The 3,837-nt window shown below is 63.9% G+C and carries 3 protein-coding genes and 1 tRNA gene; 2 read left to right on the top strand and 2 right to left on the bottom strand.

Translation table 11 applies throughout. The features are described from left to right. Together fusA and AC1DKV_RS40195 are read left to right on the top strand one after the other, a co-directional pair. Positions 1–1,964: elongation factor G (gene fusA, locus AC1DKV_RS40200; protein ID WP_477139730.1), on the top strand; the 1,964-nt coding region annotated here is incomplete at its 5' end. A 79-nt stretch (positions 1,965–2,043) separates the two neighbouring features. Continuing rightward, a complete protein-coding gene (locus AC1DKV_RS40195) occupies positions 2,044–2,313 on the top strand; it encodes a hypothetical protein (RefSeq protein WP_441619350.1) in 270 nt (89 codons plus the stop codon). A 78-nt stretch (positions 2,314–2,391) separates the two neighbouring features. Here the strand turns inward: AC1DKV_RS40195 and AC1DKV_RS40190 are convergent. Continuing rightward, a tRNA-Asn gene (locus AC1DKV_RS40190) sits at positions 2,392–2,467 on the bottom strand. 280 nt (positions 2,468–2,747) lie between these two features. Beyond that, the gene (locus AC1DKV_RS40185) at positions 2,748–3,779 is read right to left on the bottom strand and encodes an NAD(P)/FAD-dependent oxidoreductase (RefSeq protein ID WP_477139731.1); all 1,032 of its coding nucleotides are present in this window, start codon (positions 3,777–3,779) and stop codon (positions 2,748–2,750) included. Positions 3,780–3,837: the final 58 nt, after the last annotated feature.

Raw genomic sequence — 3,837 nt, 5'->3', positions numbered from 1 at the left:
CCATGGACTGGATGGAGCAGGAGCAGGAGCGTGGCATCACCATCACCTCGGCTGCGACCACCKCCTTMTGGAAGGGCATGGCCGGCAACTATCCCGAGCACCGCATCAACATCATCGACACCCCGGGCCACGTGGACTTCACCATCGAGGTGGAACGCTCCATGCGCGTGCTCGACGGCGCGTGCATGGTCTACGACGCGGTAGGCGGCGTGCAGCCGCAGTCGGAGACCGTCTGGCGCCAGGCCAACAAATACAAGGTGCCGCGCATCGCCTTCGTCAACAAGATGGACCGCGTCGGTGCGGATTTCTTCCGCGTGCGCGCGCAGATCGGCGAGCGCCTCAAGGGCAACCCGGTGCCGGTGCAGATTCCGATCGGCGCCGAGGACGGTTTCCAGGGCGTGATCGACCTGGTCAAGATGAAGGCCACGGTATGGGACGACACCAGCCAGGGCCTGCACTTCGAGTATCGCGACGTCCCCCCCGAGCTGCTGGCGCTGGCGACMGAATGGCGCGAGAAAATGGTGGAGGCCGCAGCCGAAGCCAGTGACGAACTGCTTCACAAGTACCTGGGCGGCGAGGCGCTGAGCGAGGAAGAGATCAAGGCGGCCCTGCGCAAGCGCACCGTCGCCAACGAGATCGTGCMGATGCTATGCGGCAGCGCGTTCAAGAACAAGGGCGTGCAGACGCTGCTCGATGCCGTCATCGACTACCTGCCGTCGCCGGTGGATGTGCCCGCCATCCTGGGCCATACCGTGGACGACAAGGAGGYGGAGCGCCATCCCAGCGACGACGAGCCGTTCTCCGCGCTGGCCTTCAAGATCATGACCGATCCCTTCGTCGGGCAGCTGATCTTCTTCCGCGTCTATTCCGGCGTGGTGAATTCCGGCGACACCGTGTACAACMCGGTCAAGGACAAGAAGGAGCGGCTCGGGCGCATCCTGCAGATGCACGCCAATGTGCGCAGCGAGATCAAGGAGGTGCGCGCCGGCGACATCGCCGCCGCGGTCGGCCTCAAGGAGGCGACCACCGGGGACACGCTGTGCGATCCGACCAACGTGATCATCCTCGAGCGCATGAGTTTCCCGGAGCCGGTGATCTCGCAGGCCGTCGAGCCCAAGACCAAGGCCGACCAGGAAAAGATGGGCCTGGCCCTGAACCGCCTGGCGCAGGAAGATCCGTCGTTCCGCGTGCATACGGACGAGGAATCGGGCCAGACCATCATCTCCGGCATGGGCGAGCTGCACCTGGAAATCCTGGTCGACCGCATGCGGCGCGAGTTCAATGTGGAGGCCTCCGTCGGCAAGCCGCAGGTGGCGTACCGCGAGACCATCAAGCAGGGCGCGAAGGATGTCGAGGGCAAGTTCGTCAAGCAGTCCGGCGGGCGCGGCCAGTATGGCCATGTGGTGATCGACCTGGATCCGCAGCCGGCCGGCAAGGGCTATGAATTCGTCGATGCGATCAAGGGTGGCGTGGTGCCGCGCGAATTCATTCCTGCCGTGGACAAGGGCATCCGCGAGACACTGGAAACCGGCGTGCTGGCCGGCTACCCGGTGGTGGACGTCAAGGCCACGCTGGTGTTCGGCTCCTACCACGATGTCGACTCGAACGAAAACGCGTTCCGCATGGCCGGCTCGATGGCGTTCAAGGAGGGGATGCGCCGTGCCAAGCCGATCCTGCTCGAGCCGATGATGGCGGTGGAAGTGGAGACGCCCGAGGAATTCACMGGCAACGTGATGGGTGACCTGTCATCGCGCCGCGGCATCGTGCACGGCATGGAGGACATCGCGGGCGGCGGTGGCAAGCTGGTGCGCGCCGAAGTGCCACTGGCCACGATGTTCGGCTACTCGACCTCGCTGCGCTCGCTGACCCAGGGGCGTGCCACCTACACGATGGAATTCAAGCATTACACGGAAGCACCGGCAAATGTGGCGGAGGCCGTCATCAATAGCCGGCAGACGCGCTAGCGTGCCCTGAGCGGCAGGGCGAGGGCATCGCGCGGCTTGCGTGCCGCGCGGCGCCGCATTGACTCGAAAGGAGAGTGCGATGGCCGAGCAGCTATATCCCCACTTGCCCGCCGATGAACAGCACGAGGTCCAGGTCTTGTGCGAGCGGCTGGGCTTCGTGCCCAACGATTTCGAGATCCAGCAGGAACCGGTCGTCGCCGGCGATCCGCGCCGGCTCAGCGTGAGGCGGCTCTCCAACAGTGCGCAAAGCGCCTATGAGGCAGCCCCCGGGCTGGAGTGGATAGAGGAACTGGAGAGCGATCTGGAATGTGGGCTGTATGGGCAGCCCGCGCGGAGTGCTTCGGCGTAGCAATGCGCCAGGAGAGCTTGGAAAGCGAAGCGCCATGTGAAAAAGGCCCGCAATTTCTTGCGGGCCTTTCACGTTCTTTGGCTCCCCGAGCTGGGCTCGAACCAGCGACCTGCGGATTAACAGTCCGTCGCTCTACCAACTGAGCTATCAGGGAACAGCTGAGAAAAGGATTATAACCAGTTTCTCTTTTATTCGTCAACACCCTGGCGACAACTTTTTGCTGCTTTTGCTGCMGGTGCTGCGAAACTTCTGGTTCCGCCTGAACGACCCACGCGCCTGGCCGATGATCTGGCCTGCGCTGCCGGTGTCCGGTGGCGAGGGCCAGATTATAGGAGAGCTTTTTATTTTTTGCCATAAAAAAACCGCCCCGGAGGACGGTTTTTTTATGTTGCGCCCGATTGCCGGACGGGGCCKGCGAGCAGGGCGCCCCTGGCTCAGTCGAACACCGGCGAATCGACGCCGAGGATCTTGTGCAGCTTCGGCGAGGTCGTGGTGTACTGCATGTGGATCTTCTTCGCGGGGAAGATATACGGCGCGGCACCGAAGGCGGCCAGCGCGGCTTCGTGGAAGCCCGAGAGGATCAGCTTCTTCTTGCCGGGGTAGGTGTTGATATCGCMCACCGCGAAGATGCCGGGGATATTGGTCTCGAACTTCTCCGTGTCMACCTTGATCTGCTTGCGCTCCAGGTCCAGGCCCCACTCTGCGATGGGACCGAGCTTGGGCGAGAGGCCGAAGAACACCAGCAGGTCATCGAGCGGCAGGCGGCGGGTCACGCCATCGGCACCGGTCACCTTKATTCCCGTGAGCAGGCCGTCCTTTTCTTCGTAGCCGCCGATCTGGCCGACCAGGAACTGCATCTCCATCTGCTCGCACAGTTCCTTCATCTTGGCGACCGATGCCGGCGCGGCGCGGAAGCCGTMGCGGCGATGGATCATCACCACCGACTCGGCCTTGCCGACCAGGTCCAGCGCCCAGTCAAGGGCGGAGTCGCCGCCGCCGACGATGACGAGGTTGCGGCCGTGGAAGCGGCTCGGATCCTTGACACGGTAGAACAGCTGCTTGCCGTCGAACTTGTCGATGCCTTCGACCTTTACCGTGCGCGGCTGGAACGAGCCCACGCCGGCGGCGATAAAGATCGTCTTGGTGATGAGGCGCGTTCCGAGCGAGGTCTCGACGAAGAAGCGGCCGTCTTCACGGCGCTCCACCACGGCAACTTCCTGCCCCAGGTGGAAGGTCGGCTCGAACGGCTCGATCTGCTTGAGCAGGTTGTCGGTCAGCTCCTGGCCSGTGCAGATGGGCACCGCCGGGATGTCGTAGATCGGCTTGTCCGGATAGAGTTCGACGCACTGGCCGCCCACGACTTTCAGCGAGTCGATCACGTKCGCCTTGATTTCAAGCAGGCCCAGTTCGAAGACCTGGAAGAGTCCGACCGGTCCCGCGCCGACGATCAGCGCGTCGATTTCCAGCGGCTGGCCGCCAGCGGCGTTGCCGGCGGCGACGTTGTGGCCGGCGTCGGCGACGGGG

The organism is Cupriavidus sp. 05T41, from assembly GCF_056396525.1.
Note: the sequence above shows the minus strand (reverse complement) of the source record. Positions and strands in the feature narration are given on the sequence as shown.

Coding starts and splice junctions, on each gene's coding strand:
- AC1DKV_RS40195 (WP_441619350.1), top strand. CDS start 2,044: ATGGCCGAGCAGCTATATCCCCACTTGCCCGCCGATGAACAGCACGAG.